The 14,569-nt window shown below is 65.6% G+C and carries 19 protein-coding genes; all 19 read left to right on the top strand.

What is annotated here, in order from left to right; all coding sequences use genetic code 11:
- Positions 1-2: 2 nt before the first annotated feature.
- Positions 3-365: a hypothetical protein gene (locus IG194_RS02530; RefSeq protein WP_153010609.1), complete on the top strand. Its 363-nt coding sequence runs from the start codon at positions 3-5 to the stop codon at positions 363-365.
- Between the two features lie 267 nt (positions 366-632).
- Positions 633-1,253 (top strand): hypothetical protein, encoded by a 621-nt coding sequence (locus tag IG194_RS02525; RefSeq protein ID WP_058490329.1) that lies wholly within the window; start codon positions 633-635, stop codon positions 1,251-1,253.
- Between the two features lie 133 nt (positions 1,254-1,386).
- Positions 1,387-2,055, top strand: coding sequence for a phage antirepressor KilAC domain-containing protein (locus IG194_RS02520; RefSeq protein ID WP_058490328.1), 669 nt, complete (start codon positions 1,387-1,389; stop codon positions 2,053-2,055).
- On the top strand, positions 2,052-2,801 hold the full coding sequence (locus IG194_RS02515; RefSeq protein ID WP_225617161.1) for a helix-turn-helix domain-containing protein: 750 nt from the start codon (positions 2,052-2,054) through the stop codon (positions 2,799-2,801). Before IG194_RS02520 ends, IG194_RS02515 begins: the two co-directional genes overlap by 4 nt.
- Complete coding sequence (locus tag IG194_RS02510; protein WP_058490326.1) at positions 2,798-3,466, top strand: replication protein P; 669 nt, start codon at positions 2,798-2,800, stop codon at positions 3,464-3,466. Before IG194_RS02515 ends, IG194_RS02510 begins: the two co-directional genes overlap by 4 nt.
- On the top strand, positions 3,459-3,692 hold the full coding sequence (locus tag IG194_RS02505) for a hypothetical protein (protein WP_225617160.1): 234 nt from the start codon (positions 3,459-3,461) through the stop codon (positions 3,690-3,692). Before IG194_RS02510 ends, IG194_RS02505 begins: the two co-directional genes overlap by 8 nt.
- Positions 3,689-4,120 (top strand): VRR-NUC domain-containing protein, encoded by a 432-nt coding sequence (locus tag IG194_RS02500; RefSeq protein ID WP_058490325.1) that lies wholly within the window; start codon positions 3,689-3,691, stop codon positions 4,118-4,120. The genes IG194_RS02505 and IG194_RS02500 overlap by 4 nt, the downstream gene beginning before the upstream one ends.
- A complete protein-coding gene (locus tag IG194_RS02495; RefSeq protein WP_058490324.1) occupies positions 4,120-4,536 on the top strand; it encodes a hypothetical protein in 417 nt (138 codons plus the stop codon). The genes IG194_RS02500 and IG194_RS02495 overlap by 1 nt, the downstream gene beginning before the upstream one ends.
- Positions 4,517-4,813, top strand: coding sequence for a hypothetical protein (locus IG194_RS02490; protein ID WP_058490323.1), 297 nt, complete (start codon positions 4,517-4,519; stop codon positions 4,811-4,813). The genes IG194_RS02495 and IG194_RS02490 overlap by 20 nt, the downstream gene beginning before the upstream one ends.
- A 13-nt stretch (positions 4,814-4,826) precedes the next feature.
- The gene (locus IG194_RS02485) at positions 4,827-5,168 is read left to right on the top strand and encodes an antiterminator Q family protein (protein ID WP_058490322.1); all 342 of its coding nucleotides are present in this window, start codon (positions 4,827-4,829) and stop codon (positions 5,166-5,168) included.
- A 270-nt stretch (positions 5,169-5,438) separates the two neighbouring features.
- Positions 5,439-6,251 (top strand): antA/AntB antirepressor family protein, encoded by an 813-nt coding sequence (locus tag IG194_RS32660; RefSeq protein ID WP_058490321.1) that lies wholly within the window; start codon positions 5,439-5,441, stop codon positions 6,249-6,251.
- A gap of 56 nt (positions 6,252-6,307) precedes the next feature.
- Complete coding sequence (locus IG194_RS02470) at positions 6,308-6,760, top strand: DUF4124 domain-containing protein (protein ID WP_058490320.1); 453 nt, start codon at positions 6,308-6,310, stop codon at positions 6,758-6,760.
- 204 nt (positions 6,761-6,964) lie between these two features.
- Positions 6,965-7,294 (top strand): phage holin, lambda family, encoded by a 330-nt coding sequence (locus tag IG194_RS02465; protein WP_058490319.1) that lies wholly within the window; start codon positions 6,965-6,967, stop codon positions 7,292-7,294.
- 2 nt (positions 7,295-7,296) lie between these two features.
- The gene (locus IG194_RS02460) at positions 7,297-8,085 is read left to right on the top strand and encodes a hypothetical protein (protein ID WP_058490318.1); all 789 of its coding nucleotides are present in this window, start codon (positions 7,297-7,299) and stop codon (positions 8,083-8,085) included.
- Between the two features lie 245 nt (positions 8,086-8,330).
- Complete coding sequence (locus IG194_RS02455) at positions 8,331-8,864, top strand: terminase small subunit (RefSeq protein WP_058490317.1); 534 nt, start codon at positions 8,331-8,333, stop codon at positions 8,862-8,864.
- Entirely contained in the window at positions 8,836-10,782 is a 1,947-nt protein-coding gene (locus IG194_RS02450) for a phage terminase large subunit family protein (RefSeq protein ID WP_058490316.1), read from the top strand. Before IG194_RS02455 ends, IG194_RS02450 begins: the two co-directional genes overlap by 29 nt.
- Positions 10,782-10,985: a phage head-tail joining protein gene (locus tag IG194_RS02445; protein WP_058490315.1), complete on the top strand. Its 204-nt coding sequence runs from the start codon at positions 10,782-10,784 to the stop codon at positions 10,983-10,985. Before IG194_RS02450 ends, IG194_RS02445 begins: the two co-directional genes overlap by 1 nt.
- A gap of 1 nt (position 10,986) precedes the next feature.
- Positions 10,987-12,537 (top strand): phage portal protein, encoded by a 1,551-nt coding sequence (locus IG194_RS02440; protein ID WP_058490314.1) that lies wholly within the window; start codon positions 10,987-10,989, stop codon positions 12,535-12,537.
- Positions 12,512-14,500 carry a prohead protease/major capsid protein fusion protein gene (locus IG194_RS02435; protein ID WP_225617159.1) on the top strand — a complete coding sequence of 663 codons (1,989 nt, stop codon included), beginning with the start codon at positions 12,512-12,514 and terminating at the stop codon, positions 14,498-14,500. The genes IG194_RS02440 and IG194_RS02435 overlap by 26 nt, the downstream gene beginning before the upstream one ends.
- Positions 14,501-14,569: the final 69 nt, after the last annotated feature.

Here is a 14,569-nt window from a genome sequence, read left to right as displayed (position 1 = left end):
GCATGGAGCAAGCGATGAACCCCGCTGACAAAGACCGCCTGGCCACGCTGGCCGAGGCTGATCGCATGTGCAAAGAGGCCCAGGAGCTCTGGGCGGAAGCTGAGCGTCTCCGCTCCCAGTTCCGCCTTCAACTGGTGATCACTCAGGCCGCTGGTGAGGATGATCGGTTCTCGCTGGACGTCCGCATCTACGGCGCAGTGCACGCCCTCTACGCCCCTCGGAGCGTAGAGGAGGTGTGCCAGAACGCCTTTTACCTCATGCAGGGTTTTCAACCACCACTTCCCCGTCGGCCTTTCGGAACACGTTTGGATGGAACAGAAAACGGACTCTATACGGCTGCCGATTCGTTGTTTCGAAGTCAATGAACTCAAGGCCGGAGAAGCTGATCTCGCAGCCTTTCGGCAGGGCCTCGATGCGGCGGAGTAGCTCTTCTCTGGTGATGGTTGGGATTCGATCAATAGACATGCCGGGCCTCCATGGCCGTTTCGTGTGGAAGCAAAACGATACCACGCTGCGCCCGGCGCCCTTTTCCAACAGAGGCTCACGCAATCACCAGTTCCAGCTGAGCCCCAACAAGACATACCGCTGACCTCCCTTTCTTGATGGGGGCAGCTTAGGACCAGGAGCGCAACGTGAACACGTCCAATCCCCGACACGAAATGACTCGCGACCAGGTCCTGGTGGCCTACGCGGCCGACCAGATCGCACGCACCAGCCTCAGCCAGGACGACTTCGCCCAGGCGCTGAACCGGGCGCTGTACCAGAAGTGCCCGCGCAAGGCGGTGGCCGAGAAGGTGCCCGACTTCGAGTCGGACGAGCTGAAGGGCGACACCGGCGAGTACCTGAGGGCCGCCGGCCGGTGGCTGAAGCGCGTCCAGCGGCTGCTCGGCGGTGAGCAGGAGCTGCCCGCCTGGATGGAAGAGGCCTGGGTGGCGGCGCTGGAGCCGGAGTGGCGGGAGCGCTGCATCAACGAACTCGCCGACCGCTACGGGCTGATCGGGGCCCGGGCTGCCGGCGTGGTGGGCTGCCCGGTGAGCGCCTTCGGCCAGCTGGTCGCCGGCATCGGCGAAGCGGTGGAGCGCTGCAGCGTGGTGCTGGCTGACGGCCGCATCGACGCGAACGACCTGCCGGACCTTCCCGCGGCGATCGACCGGCTGCTGCTGGTGGAGTCGAAGAGCTTCGAGATGCGCCGGCGCATGGAGAACGAACTGGCGATCCACGCCGGCGGCTCGCCGCTGGTGCTGGTGCGCTGAAAAAACAAAACCCCGGCCAGGAGTGGGGACTCGGTGCCGGGGTTCTGAGAGATCGGGAGTGAGTATGCATATCCAGAGCGAAGCAAGCAATCACGCGCCACGTTTTTCCGCATCGCAAAACGTGGCGCGGACAATGTCGTCCCGCGAGATCTCCGACCTGGTCGAGTCTCGGCACGACAACGTGAAGCGCACCATCGAGCGCCTGAGCGAGAAGGGCATCATCAGGTTTACTCCGTCGGAGGAAACCTCCCATGACGGCGCCGGCGCGCGCCCTGTCGAGGTGTACCTGGTCAACAAGCGCGACAGCTTCATCGTCGTCGCCCAGCTGTGCCCGGAGTTCACCGCGCGCTTGGTGGATCGCTGGCAAGAGTTGGAGGCTCAGCAGGCGCTGTCGCCGGCCCTCCCGAATTTCGCGAACCCTGCCGATGCGGCGCGCGCCTGGGCCGAGCAGTTCGAGCAGCGCCAGGCAGCCGAGCAGGCCCTGCTGATCGCCGCCCCGAAGGTGGATTTCGTCGACCGCTACGTCGACGCCCAGGGCTCCATGGGCTTCCGCCAGGTGGCCAAGCTGCTGAAGGCGAACGAGCACCAGCTGCGCGACATGCTGATCAAGCGGAAGGTGATGTACTACCTGAACGGCACCCTCACTGCGCACAGCAACCACATCGCCGCCGGCCGGTTCGAGACACGGACGGGCACCAGCGAACGCAACAGCCATGCCTACACCCAGGCTCGCTTCACCCCGAAGGGCGTGCAGTGGGTGGCTGGCCTGTGGGCTGAGCACCAGATGGAGGGCCAGGCGTGAGTGTTCAAGCTATGACCTGGGCTCTGGAGCAGCGCGTAGTCACCGACTCCTCTGCCCGCCATGTGCTGCTGTGCCTGGCCAACTACGCCGACAAGCACGGCCGGGGCGCCTTCCCCTCGGTGGCCAGCCTTGCGGATGACACCGGCCTGTCCGAGCGCACCGTGCAGGCCAAGCTGCGCCTGCTGGAAGACCTGGGTGTGATTGTCGAGGGCAACCGGGCGATCGCCGCGGCGTACATCACCCGCCGGGACCGTGTTCCGACCTGCTACGACATCGTCATGGAACGGGGTGAACCTGCTGCACCCCGTCAAAATGAACGGGGTGAAACCACTGCACCCCGTGAAGATGCCACGGGGTGCAATCTACAGCAGAACGGGGTGCAAATTACGACGGAACGGGGTGCAGCGGCTGCACCCAATCCGTCATTGAACCATCAGGGAACCGAAGAGCAGCTGCAACACGCGAGCGATCCGGTCGATGTTCGCCAGCGCTTCGCCATGACCGAGGACTGGGAACCGGATCCTGACGACCTGGCAGCGCAGACTCGCCTGATGGGCATCCCGGTGTCGGCGATCACGCTGCCCGTCGTGAACAAGTTCAAGGCCCATTGGCTGGCTCTGCCAGATGCCGTGTTCACCCAGGCCAAGTGGGCGAACGAGCTGGCGAAGTGGATCAAGCGGGAGCGCGTCGAGGACGCAGGCGAGAGCGATGGCGCTGCCTGGGGCGCGAACGGGGTGCGGGTATGAGCCAGGCCAAGCGCGCTGACCTGATCGCGGCGAACCTCCGCGCCACCCCGGTCCAGGCCACCCCGAACGTGGTGCCCGTCGATGACTTCGCCCGCCAGGTGATGGACGACCTGTTCGACCGCATCCGCGGCATCTGCTCCGGCTGGCGCTCCGCCTGGTCCACCCCGGCGGTGATGGGCAAGGCCAAGGAGGAGTGGCTGGCCGAGTTCGCCCGGGCCGGCGTGAACAGCCAGGAGCTGGTCGACAACGGTGTGCGCGCCCTGCGCCAGAGCAAGCGCGAGTTCGTGCCGGCCCCGGCGCTGTTCGTGGACTGGTGCTTCGGTGCCGATCAGCTGGGCCTGCCGAGCCTGGAGGAGGCCTACCGCGAAGCGCTGGCGAAGACACACCCCGCTGCCGCCGCAACCGCCACCTGGAGTCACGCCGCGGTGTACCACGCTGCCGCCCGCGCCGGCTTCAGCAACCTGCAGCAGCTCAGCCGCGACGACGGCATGAAGCTGCTGGAGAGCAAGTACTCCCAGATCCGCCGCGAAATCGCGAAGGGCAACAGCCTGCCGCCGGTTCCCGTGGCGGCCCTCCCTCAACCGTCGAAGGCGGCCGATCCCGAAGTGGGCAACTCCGCCCTGCAGGCCATCCGCGCACGCCTGAAAGGAGCCCGTAATGTCTGACCTGAACCCCTTGAAGTGGCGCGCCAAGCGCAACCGCGATGGCCAGCAGATCCCGAACTGCTGGATCACCGACAGCGGCTACACCGTTTCCGAGTGCCGGCTGCCGGAGAAGCGCTTCACCGTCACCCGCCCGGGCGATGCCGCCCCGTTCGCCTACCTGGGCAGTCGCGAGGAGGTGGTGTCGATCATCCGGGCCGACATGAAGGCCAGCGAGGTGCAGGCATGAAGTCGCCTCGCCCCATTGCGCGTACTCCGCGCCCGCTGCGCCGGCCGAAGGTCGATTGGGAGGGCATGGAGCAGGCCACTCTGTTCGCCATCCTGGCGGTGAAGCACCCCGAGGCTGCGCGCCTGGCCTTCCACGTCCCCAACGGCGGCCACCGGCACATCAAGGTCGCCGCCGAGATGAAGCGCCAGGGCGTGAAGGCCGGCGTGAGCGACATCGTGCTGCCCATGGCGCGCGGCGGGTGGTTCGGCCTGTTCGTCGAGTTCAAGGCGGCCCCGCCGAACGACGCCCGGGTGTCGCCCGAGCAGAGCGCCTTCTTGGTGCGCATGGAGCGGGAGGGCTACTACGCCACCGTCTGCCGCGGCGTCGACGACGCGCTGCGAGTCATCGAGCAGTACCTGGCCCAGCCAAGGACGGAGGCGGTGCGGTGATGGATATCTGGGAGGACGCCTGCCGGATCATCGGCAGTTCGTGGTCGGTGACGCCTGAGCATCGGAAGGAGGCGCGTGCATGCTTCGCTGGCCGGGGCGTGCCGGGCATCACCGTGCTCGGCGCGCTGCAGCGCCGCGCTGACGAGGTGCTGGCCGCGGCGCCAAGGGCGGACATCGAGCGTCGCATCAAGGCGCTGGATCAGCAGATGGGACTCGGCTACCAGCAGGAGCGTGTGGCCCTGGGCTATCGCGAGGGGCGGGTGGTGGGCAACCGCGTCGGCCGGCCTCGGAAGATCGCCAAGACGCGCCGCTCTGCCGTTGAGCGCTGCCGGCGAGAGATCGATGCCCTGCGCACTGAGCGGAAGCGCCTGGCCGACGAACTGAAGAGGAGGGCGCATGCGCAAGCACGGGCCTGACCTGCAGAAGGCCGTGCCGGCCATTCAGCGCTGCCGGGCGTGCCGCGGCCAGGGCTTCACCAAGGGGGTGTTTTTCGAGCTCGACTGCTCGGCATGCGACGGCACCGGGTGGTTGGGGATGGACGGAATGCCGGTGGAGCCGGCTGCACTTATCCGGGCGCTGGGGCGGCGTGTCACCGAGGCCGAGCAGCGGCTGGTGAACCAGGCGAAGGTCTCGGCCTGGACAGAGGATAACAACCGTCGCGGGCCCGGCGGTTCGCATTTCACTGGGGATTGAGGGGGTGGGGAATATGGCTATCGAGAGGACAACCGAGAGCTTGCTGGAGCAGTGGGGAATCTGGGTTCGCCAGGGCACGGGGAATCTTTCGTGTGCTGCACCGAGTTGGTCGCTGCCAACGGCGCGACTGACCGACGATGAGGGGTTGGAGCTCGACGCCCTTGTCGCCAAGCTCGGCCTGAGACATCCGCTGATGGGGGAGGTGGTGGTGCTGTACTACACCACCGGCAAGACCTACAAGCAGGTGGGCAGCATGCTGGGGATGGGGGAGGAGTCGGCGCGGCAGATGACAAGGGCAGGTGTAGCTTGGATTGACGGGGCGCTGGAGATGAAGCGGCAGCGCGCGGCGGCCTGAGCGTAGTCAAAGCCGCGGCATCATTGACATGCCGTCTTTGGCTGGGTACCGTGTCCCTGCCGCTGCAAATTCAGCGGCCGGGTTTGGCGACCCGATTGGTGAGGCGCACAGCGCCGTAAGGCGTTTTTTTGTGCCCGCGTTATGGCGGGCTGTGCGTGGGAGACCGAGAGGTCTGCCGGGTTCCTTACCCCCGGTTCGCCAACCCGCGTACAGTTCGCCTCCACCTTTTGGCGATGGTGGAGCGAACTCCAACAGGTAAGGAGTCCCATCATGCACGCAGATCAAGAGCTGATCCCGGTCTTCACCGGCCCAATCCACAACGAATCCACCCAACTGGTTGATGCGCGTTCGCTGCATCGCTTCCTCAGTATCGACACCGATTTCCGTAAGTGGGTCGCGCGGCGCATCGAGGAATACGGTTTTCAGGAGGGCGAGGACTTTCGGTCATTTTTGGGCGAAAGTTCTGGAGGCCGCAGAAGTCGCGAGTACCACATTACCCTGGACATGGCCAAAGAGCTGTCCATGGTGGAGCGCAACGAGAAAGGCCGCCAGGCTCGTCGCTACTTCATCGAGTGCGAGAAGCGCCTACAGCAAGTTGCCCCGCAGGAGGCTGCGACCATTCGCGACCAAACCATCGGCACCGACGGCTTCCACATGCTCGGTGCGCTGATCAAGGGCAAGGTGTCATCGCTGCCGGCTCCGGTCCAGCGCCGCGCAACCGCGAAAATCTGGTCGCAGACGCATGCCGCCTTCGGCGTCCGCTCGGCTGCCGACATCCCGGCCGAGCAACTCGACGCTGCCCGGAACTTCATCGCGGCCTACGCCTTGGAGGGCGAGTGGTTGCCGAAGGTCGAGGTGGTCTCGACGGTCGGCCCGTGCGAGTGGTCGAACGTCGGGGCTCTGATTAACTGCGTCGAGCAGTGCTGGCGGATCATGGAGCGCTCCCAGCTGAGCCATCACCTCAGCAGCCTGGGCTGCAAGACCGGCCTGGAGATTGCGAGCTTTCTCTACGATGCGCTCGGTTCGGCGGCGCACGTGAAGAAGTACTGCGCCAGTGAGCTGGATTGGCGCATGGCGGGGTAGTGGCAAAAGGCTTCCTTGCGCGGTAAATTCCCTCCCTTGGTCTAGGGAGGGAATCCATGCGAAATGCCATCGTCATGCTCGCGTTACTAGCCACTACTTCCGCTTCGGCTGTATCCATGAACAAATGCGTCGATGCGCAAGGGCGCGTCACATTTACGCAGCAAGCCTGCCCAGGTGGCGGCGCCGGCCAGCAGATTCAGGTGAAGAGCGCAAGCGAGGGGATGCGGATCGCTAACCCTTCGGACATCTCGCCCGTCCAGGGTTCGGTGTCGGCCCGCAGCGCTTATACGCATTGCAGTGACATGACTCAGGTAGATGCCAGATATCTGATTGGGCACCAGAAGATTCAGGTAGGCATGTCGGCGGAGGATGCAAAGGAATCATGGGGGGCGCCAACCAAGATCAATCGCAGTTCGAGCGGCCTGGATCAATGGGTGTACGACCTTGGGCCAGGCAAGAGCCAATACCTCTACGTTGACTCGCTGGGGTGCGTGAAGGCCTGGAACTAGGCATGCATTCGGCTGCTTGATTTCCCCGGGCCGAACCTGTACTTTTTACCGCAAAGTGCGGTTTTACCGCGTAGAAATTGAAACCCGGCCATCGCGCCGGGTTTTTTTGTTGTCCGCGACTTCATGTTCATGGTGCACGCTCCTGCGCCTTGCCTGATCACGCTCGGGCCTTTCTATTCACCGCCCCTCAGAGGGGATATCGAGATGGCCAACATGCCCGACAAACCGGAGACGTGGGCGATCGTGCTTGCTTGGCTGAGCCAGCACGCGCCCGTGCTGTACGCAGGTGGCCTGTCCTTCCTGGTCGCGATAACCCGTGTCATCTACGGCGGTGGCACCCGGCGTCAGGCGCTGCTTGAGGCCACGTTGTGCACCCTGATCACCCTGGGCCTGATCCCCGTCCTGGAGTGGCTCGGTCTGCCCCAGAACATGGCCACCGCCGCCGGCGTCTTCACTGGCTTCCTCGGCGTGAAGAAGATCGCCGAGCTTGCCGATCGTGTCGCCGACTGGAAGCTGCCGAAGCGCGAGGGCTGACCGTGCGCGGAAGCATCAGTGCCCAGGACCTGGACGACGCAGTCGCCTCCCTGGCCAGCCTTGGCGGCGATCTGCCCAACCGTGTGCTGGCCGATGCGCTGAACCACACCGCCAACCAGGCGAACCAGGCTCTGCGGTCGGAGATTGACGACGTGTTCGATCAGCCGACGCCCTTCACCCGCAACGCTATCCGCATCCTGAGCGCTACGCCGAACCGCTTGGAGGCTGCGCTGTGGGTGAAGGACGAGAAGGACCATGCATCGAAGGGGCAGGCGCCGGAAGACTGGGTGGCGCCCCAGGTGTTCGGTGGGCCCAGGGTGGACAAGGCTTCGGAGCGCAACCTGCGAGCCAAGGGCATCTTGCCCAAGGGGATGTTCATCGTGCCCGCCGCAGGTGCTCGCCTGGACCAGTACGGCAACATGAGCCGCGGCCAGATGATCCAGATCCTGTCCGGCCTGGGTGCCCTGGAGTACCGCGAGGGCTCCAAGCACAACGCCACCGACAGCGCCAGGTCACTGGCCAAGGGGCACCAGCAGGCCTACTTCGTGATGAAGCGGGGCAGGGTGCCAATCGGCATCGGTGAGCGGCGCGACAAGACGCTGGTGATGGTGCTGGCCTTCGTGCGCTCGCCCCAGTACCGCGAGCGCTTCAAGTTCTTCGAGGTGGTGCGACGCATCGCCGAGGACGACGCCAGGCTGGAGGCGAACATAGAGGAGGCCATCGCCAAGGCTGCGCAGGGACGGACGCCGACCGAATGGAGGCGCCGGCCTCAGTCGGGGCCGCGGGCCTAAACCGGGGCTTGTGACCTTCAGCGCCGTGCCTTGAGGGGCTGCACGGTTTTGGTGCGGGATTCTTATTGTCCAGCACAAAACCTAAAACCAGCTGGAACCCTCAAGGCGAAAAAATCCCTGGTTGGGGCACCCCCTGTCTAGGTTCTCCCCGGGGGTGGGGCCGTCGAGGGTAATTCGAACCCCGACCGCGGACTACATACCAGCTTTTTCAGGAGGGACCGTTTCCGGTTCCGGTTTGGTGATTCATGGCCACGCAGATCGAGATAGCGAAGCACCTCGACCTGAGCGACCGGCAGGTTCGAAATCTGCTCGCAGACGGCGTCCTGCCTGGTTCGAAGGGGAAGGGCGGCTTCGACATTGACGCCTGCCGCCTGGCGTACATCCGCTATCTGCGGGGGTTGGGTAGCAACCAGGTCAAACCGGAAACGGACCCTGAATACCCCGAGGGTATTGACCCGCTTGCCGAGCACAAGCTGACGCAGGAGCGCTTGCGGCTGACTGCGGCCCAGGCCGAGGGCCAGGAGCTGAAGAACGACATCAGCCGCCGGCGCGCTGTGCCGACGGACTTCGCCATGTTTGCTTTCTCCAAGCTGGCGGCCGAGATCGCTTCGATCCTCGACACCCTGCCCCTGACCTTGAAGCGGCGTCACCCGGATCTCGAGGTTCGCCACATCGAATCGGTGCAACGCGAGCTGTCGAAGGCTCGCAACCGGGCCGCGCAGCTCGACGAGCGCCTGCCTGGACTACTGGATGAATATCTCGCAACCACAACTGACTGAGCTCGCCTCGGCCATCCGGGCCGGCTTGAAGCCGCTGGAGCGGCCGGCGCCGCAGACGCCGGTGGAATGGGCGGACGATAACTTCTACCTGTCCAGCGAGTCGTCCTACCAGGAAGGCGCCTGGGAGACGCTGCCCTTCCAGGTGGCGATCCTGAACGCCATGGGCAACGACGAGATCCGTACCGTCAACGTGATCAAGTCGGCCCGGGTTGGCTATTCCAAGATGCTGCTGGCTGCCGCCGCCTACCAGGTCGAGCACAAGCGGCGGAACATCCTGTTCCTGGTGCCAACCGATGGTAGTGCTGCTGGCTTCATGAAGTCGCAGATCGAAACCATGATCCGCGACGTTCCGGTCGTTCGCGAACTCGCGCCGTGGTACGGCTCCAAGCACCGCGACAACACGCTGGACACCAAGCGCTTCACTCACGGCAAGCAGCTGTGGTGCCGCGGCGGGGCGGCGGCGAAGAACTACCGGGAGCTCTCGGCCGACACGGTCATCTACGACGAGCTGGCGGCCTTCGAGCCTGACGTGGAGAAAGAGGGCTCGCCGACATTCCTCGGCGACAAGCGCATCGAGGGCTCGACGTTCCCGAAATCGATCCGGGGCAGCACGCCGAAGATCAAAGGAACCTGCCAGATCGAGGCGGCAGCCGGCGAGTCGCCGCACCTGTTCCGTCTGCACGTGCCTTGCCCGCATTGCCAGGTTGAGCAGCCGCTGCTGTGGGGCGGAAAGGATTGCGAGTTCGGCATCAAGTGGGCGCCTGAGCGGCCGCAGGATGCCTGGTACAAGTGCGCGGCCAGTGGCTGCGACGTGCAGCAGCACGAGATGCAGGCCCAGCAGCCGAAGGGGCGCTGGGTGTGTGAGCGAACCGGCATCTGGACTCGCGATGCTCTGGACTTCTACGACGCCGACGGCGCTGCCATGCCAACGCCGGAGTCGGTCACCTTCCACGTCTGGACGGCCTACAGCCCGTTCACGACCTGGGGGCGGATCGTCCTGGACTTTCTCAAGGCCAAGGACGACCGCAACAAGCTAAAGACGTTCGTCAACACCACCCTGGGCGAGACGTTCGACGAGAGCGAAGGCGAGAAGGTCGACTGGGAGGTGCTGTACGGCCGCCGCGAGGTATGGACCGGTCAGGTGCCGGCCCTGGCGGTGCTGCTGACCGGCTTCATCGACACCCAGGACGACCGCTACGAGGGCCGCGTATGGGCATGGGGGCCGGGCGAGGAGGCCTGGCTGGTGCACCGATTCATCCTCATGGGCGACCCGGCCAGCGAGGAACTCCGGCGCAAGGTTGGCCTGGAACTGCAGCGGCAGTTCACCCGAGCGGATGGCCTGGTGATGAAGGTCGACCGCTGGGGCTGGGACTCCGGTGGCCACTACACCGACGAGGTGTACGCAGAGAGCCGCAAGCATGGCGTGCTCTGGGTGGTCCCCACCAAGGGGGCAAGCCAGTACGGCAAGCCGATCGCCAACATGCCGCGCACGCGCAGCAAGGTCAGCAAGGTCTACCTGACCGAGATCGGGACCGACAACGCCAAGGAGCTGGTCTACGGCCGCTACCGGATGCCCGTCGACACGGTGAAGTCGCAGGCCGGCATCTCGCAGCCAGGCGTCATCCACCTGCCAGCGAACGACGACATCTGCGACGAGAACGAGACTAAGCAGCTCGTCGCCGAGGAGAAGCTGCGCAAGCTGGTCAACGGCGTATGGGTGCATCGCTGGGATGCCAGAGGGCGCCGGAACGAGGCGCTGGACTGCCTGATTGGGGCCCTGGCCGCGCTGCGCATCAGCCAACAGCGCTTCGGCGCTGACCTGGATCTGCTGGCGCAGCAGCCGACGCCAGGCGGCGACGAGGCTGTGATTGAAGACGAGCGCCCGCGGGCGAAATCCAACTACTGGAAGCGGAACTGATGGCTTACACCCTGGAACAGTACGAGGCGCTGAAGGCGGCCATCGCCGAAGGCGCCTTGTCGGTGCGCTTCGCCGACCGCAGCGTCACCTATCGATCGGTCGACGAGATGATCCGCATCCTGCGGCTCATGGAGTCTGACCTGGGCCTGAACGCCAATAGCAACGGCACTCGCCGCTTCGCCTCCTTCTCGAAAGGCTTCTGACATGGGCTTCCTTGACACCTGGCTTCCCGGCCGCGCCGCGAAGCGCGCCGAGGCTCGCCTACGACAAAAGCAGGCGGAGCTCCGGCTGCAGCTCATGGAGCGCCGTTTCGAGGGGGCAGCCGGTGGACGCCGGAACGATGGCTGGCGCTCGGCCGGCACCGATGCCAACACCGAGAACGCCCCAGCCCTGGCTGTGTTGCGTAACCGCGCCAGGGACCTGCGCCGCAACAACCCCTATGTCGAGCGGGCCATCACCGGCATCGCCGACAACGTGGTGGGTGCCGGCATCGTGCCGCGGCCAATCGGTGGCAGTGAGCGTGCCGGGAAGAAGCTGGCCACGCTCTGGCGCGCCTGGGCTGATTCCATCCAGTGCGACGCCGACGGCCTGGAGAACTTCTCCGGGCTGCAGCACAAGATCATGGAAACGGTGGTCGAGTCCGGGGAATGCCTGGTGCGCCGCCGGCGCCGGAAGAGCTCGGACGGCCTGGCCGTTCCGCTCCAGCTGCAGGTCCTGGAACCGGACTTCCTCGACGAGGAGAAGAACGGGCAGAACGGCGGCAACCTGATCATCCAGGGTGTCGAGTTCGATTCCATCGGCCGGCGCGTCGCTTACTGGCTGTTCGACGAGCACCCCGGCTCCAGCGGAACCTGGCGCAGCATGCAGTCGCGGCGCATCCCGGCGGAGGACGTGGCACACATCTTCCTGCCGAAGCGCCCGGGGCAGGCGCGCGGCTACACCTGGTTGGCGCCGGTGATGCAGCGCGTGCGCAGCTTCGACGAGATGGAAGATGCGGTGATGGAGCAGGCGAAGATCGCTGCCTGCTACGCCGCCTTCGTCACCAGGGACGAAGCGGCCGGGGGTGGATCGAAGAAACCGCCACTCATCGAGCGGATCGAGCCGGGAATCATCCAGGAGCTTGGCGCCGGGGAGGATGTCAGCTTCGCCTCGCCGCCGGCATTCAATGGCTACTCCACCTATTCGTGGCAGGCACTGCATGCCATCTCGGTGGGCCTGGGCATCCCCTACGAGTTGCTCTCCCACGACCTGAAGGGGGTGAACTTCTCCAGCGGGCGTATGGGCTGGCTGCACTTCGCCCGGCGGGTGGACGTGTGGCAGTGGCGGCTCCTGATTCCGCAGCTCTGTGAGCGCTCCTGGCAATGGTTCATGGAAGCCCAGTTGCTGGCGCCTGGCGGGGTATCCGGCGAGGCGCGTGCTGACTGGGTTCCTCCTCGCCGAGACATGGTTGACCCGAAGTCGGAGACCGAGAACGTCAAGGACCGGCTTCGCTTGGGGCTGGTCACATGGCCGGATGCCCTGCGGGAGCTGGGAATCACCGACACCGCCGCGCATGCGAGCGAGATCGCGAAGGCCAACGAGTTGTTCGATGCGCTTGGTCTGGTACTGGATGGTGATCCCAGGAAGGTATCCAACGCAGGCCTGACTCAGGCTCGCCCGGTTGGGACGCAGATCCCGTCAACCGAAATCAATCCTGTCTCCGGGCAGGCACCTGAAGAGAGTCCGACAGATGACGGCGAAAGCACAGACGTTTGACACGCCGATGCTCCAGTTGCGGGCGGCCATCCGCCCCGACTCGGTGAACATCGAAGATCGCACCGTCGAGATCACCTGGACCACGGGCGCCAAGGGGCGCCGCTGGTCCTGGGACATCGGCAGTTACATGGAGGAGCTGGAGGTCAGCGAATCGGCGGTACGCCTGGAGCGGCTGAACAACGGCGCCCCCTTCCTCAACACCCACAGCACCTGGGAGCTGGGCGACGTCATCGGCGTCGTCGAGCGTGCCTGGCTTGAAGGAGGGGAGGGCCGGGCCCTGATCCGCTTCAGCCAGCGCGAAGACGTGGAGCCGATCTTCCGCGATGTGCGTGACGGCATCCTGCGCAACATCAGCGTCGGCTACTCGGTGCATCGCTACGAGATGACCGAGGAGCCGGACGACAAGCTGCCCACCTATCGCGCGGTGGACTGGGAGCCCATGGAGCTCTCGCTGGTGCCGATCGGCTTCGACGATGGCGCCAAGACGCGCAGCGCCAAGACGGAAGCCGACTACCAGGGACCGCGCTTCAGCACCGTTTTCGAAACCCGGGAGGCCGCCGCGCCGACCGAGCAACCGGCCGTCTCGGCCAAGACCCAAGAGGAACCCAAGATGACCGAAGAAGAAATTCGCGCGGCCGAGGAAACTGCCCGTCGCGAGGCTGCCGAGGCCGAGCGCAAGCGCGGCCAGGCCATCCGCCTGATGGCTCGTAAGGTGGGCCTGGACGAGGCCTTCGCTGATGACCTGGTGGAGCGCGGTGTCACCGCCGAACAGGCCAGCGCCGCCATGATCGACAAGCTGGCCGAGCGTCAGCAGACGGAGCAACCGGAAAGCCGCAGTGCGCAGCCGACCCCGTCGGGCACCATCGACCTGTCGGTGGTCCGCGCCAAGCGCTCCGCCATGGAGAACGCCCTGCAGCACCGCTGCAGCCCGACCACCAAGCTGGAAGACACCGCCCGCGAGTTCCGCGGCATGCGCCTGCTGGACCTGGCCCGCGAGTGCATCAGCCTGGCCGGTGGTAACTCCCGCGGCCTGACGCCGCGCGAGATCGCCACCGCCGCCCTGGGCTGCAGCGCCGAGTCGGTGCGCGCCGCCGGCATGCACACCATCAGCGACTTCCCCCTGCTGCTGGGCAGCACCGTGAACCGCACCCTGCGCGCGGCCTACGAGCTCGCGCCGCAGACCTGGCGCCCGCTGGGCCGTCAGACCAGCCTGCCGGACTTCCGTGAGGCCACTCGCGTGGCCCTGGGCGACATCGCGGCCCTGGAGAAGGTCAACGAGTCCGGCGAGTACAAGTACGGCACTCTCGACGAGGAGGGCGCGCCGATCAAGGTGGCTAAGTTCGGCAAGATCATCGCCATCACCTGGGAGGCCATCGTCAACGATGACCTGTCGGCGCTGACCCGCATCCCGCAGGCCCTCGGCGCGGCCGCCGGCCAGACCGAGTCCAACGTGGTGTGGGACCTGCTGCTGGGCAACCCCACCTTCGTGGACGGCGAGGAAATCTACTCCACCGCGCACGGCAACGTCGCCGCCAGCGGCGGGGCGATCAGCACCGCCTCCCTGGCCGCGGCCCGCGCCGCGATGCGCAAGCAGAAGTCCAAGGCCGGCCATTTCCTCAACCTGGGGCCGGAGTTCCTGGTGGTGGGCCCGGACAAGGAGCTGGAGGCCTTCCAGTTCACCAGCTCCAACTACGTGCCGGCCAAGAACGCCGACATCAACGACAGCCGCAACACCACGCTGACCGTGATCGTCGACGCGCGCATCGAGGGTAACCAGTGGTTCCTCTACGCCGCCCCGGGCGTCGTGGACACCTTCGAGTACGCCTACCTCGAAGGCGAGCAGGGCGTGTTCACCGAAACCCGCCAGGGCTTCGAAGTGGACGGCATGGAGATCAAGGCCCGCCTGGTGTTCGGCGCCGCCTGGATCGACTACCGCGGCACCTACATGAACGCGGGCAACTGATCGAGCCTCACCTCACCAGGGCGCCGGAAGGCGCCCTTCGTGTTTCTGCACCTTCGAGAGAGAGACCAC

Source organism: Pseudomonas sp. ADPe (assembly GCF_014843515.1).
GTDB classification, from domain to species: Bacteria; Pseudomonadota; Gammaproteobacteria; order Pseudomonadales; family Pseudomonadaceae; genus Pseudomonas; species Pseudomonas citronellolis.
Note: the sequence above shows the minus strand (reverse complement) of the source record. Positions and strands in the feature narration are given on the sequence as shown.

Bases quoted from the DNA above. Each gene is read 5' to 3' on its own strand.
- IG194_RS02530 (WP_153010609.1), top strand. From the start codon at position 3: ATGGAGCAAGCGATGAACCCCGCTGACAAAGACCGCCTGGCCACGCTG.
- IG194_RS02520 (WP_058490328.1), top strand. From the start codon at position 1,387: ATGTCGTCCCGCGAGATCTCCGACCTGGTCGAGTCTCGGCACGACAAC.
- IG194_RS02510 (WP_058490326.1), top strand. From the start codon at position 2,798: ATGAGCCAGGCCAAGCGCGCTGACCTGATCGCGGCGAACCTCCGCGCC.
- IG194_RS02505 (WP_225617160.1), top strand. From the start codon at position 3,459: ATGTCTGACCTGAACCCCTTGAAGTGGCGCGCCAAGCGCAACCGCGAT.
- IG194_RS02500 (WP_058490325.1), top strand. From the start codon at position 3,689: ATGAAGTCGCCTCGCCCCATTGCGCGTACTCCGCGCCCGCTGCGCCGG.
- IG194_RS02495 (WP_058490324.1), top strand. From the start codon at position 4,120: ATGGATATCTGGGAGGACGCCTGCCGGATCATCGGCAGTTCGTGGTCG.
- IG194_RS02490 (WP_058490323.1), top strand. From the start codon at position 4,517: ATGCGCAAGCACGGGCCTGACCTGCAGAAGGCCGTGCCGGCCATTCAG.
- IG194_RS02485 (WP_058490322.1), top strand. From the start codon at position 4,827: ATGGCTATCGAGAGGACAACCGAGAGCTTGCTGGAGCAGTGGGGAATC.
- IG194_RS32660 (WP_058490321.1), top strand. From the start codon at position 5,439: ATGCACGCAGATCAAGAGCTGATCCCGGTCTTCACCGGCCCAATCCAC.
- IG194_RS02470 (WP_058490320.1), top strand. From the start codon at position 6,308: ATGCGAAATGCCATCGTCATGCTCGCGTTACTAGCCACTACTTCCGCT.
- IG194_RS02465 (WP_058490319.1), top strand. From the start codon at position 6,965: ATGGCCAACATGCCCGACAAACCGGAGACGTGGGCGATCGTGCTTGCT.
- IG194_RS02455 (WP_058490317.1), top strand. From the start codon at position 8,331: ATGGCCACGCAGATCGAGATAGCGAAGCACCTCGACCTGAGCGACCGG.
- IG194_RS02450 (WP_058490316.1), top strand. From the start codon at position 8,836: ATGAATATCTCGCAACCACAACTGACTGAGCTCGCCTCGGCCATCCGG.
- IG194_RS02445 (WP_058490315.1), top strand. From the start codon at position 10,782: ATGGCTTACACCCTGGAACAGTACGAGGCGCTGAAGGCGGCCATCGCC.
- IG194_RS02440 (WP_058490314.1), top strand. From the start codon at position 10,987: ATGGGCTTCCTTGACACCTGGCTTCCCGGCCGCGCCGCGAAGCGCGCC.
- IG194_RS02435 (WP_225617159.1), top strand. From the start codon at position 12,512: ATGACGGCGAAAGCACAGACGTTTGACACGCCGATGCTCCAGTTGCGG.